We start from the raw sequence: 425 nt of genomic DNA on the forward strand, positions 1-425 counted from the left end.
TTGAAGATTAACGCTCACAGGAGTACAACGCGCAAGTGGCGTGGTCTGCGGTTGACCCACAAGGTACAGAAAACAACTACGATGCTGAAGCGAATGTCTGTCTCGAGACAGCTCGCAGCAACGCGCGAGAGAAATGGGCAAAAGCACTCAACTACTCTATCGAAGGGGGCACGGAAGATCAGAAAGAGATCTTCGACACCGCGCTTTACCACTCAAAAATTGCGCCGATGGTGCACCAAGACGTAGATGGTAGATTCCGAGGCATGGGCAAAGGCTCAATTCGTGAAGGCGAAGGGGACTACTTCATCGCTTATGGTCAAGCAACGGAAGAACAACCAAACTTCTCGGTTTGCTCTCTTTGGGATAGCCATCGTGCATTACACCCACAAAAAACCAACACTGTACCAACCCGCGCGGTGCAGTAA

Annotated in this window: 1 pseudogene; it reads left to right on the plus strand. The window is 50.8% G+C overall.

The window, feature by feature from the left end:
- Window positions 1–14: 14 nt before the first annotated feature.
- Window positions 15–425, plus strand: a pseudogene (locus tag UF05_RS02575) (glycoside hydrolase domain-containing protein); the annotation flags it as partial.

Origin of the sequence: Vibrio sp. S457-15, from assembly GCF_000960545.1 — a bacterium.
In the GTDB taxonomy this organism is placed as follows: domain Bacteria; phylum Pseudomonadota; class Gammaproteobacteria; order Enterobacterales; family Vibrionaceae; genus Vibrio; species Vibrio parahaemolyticus.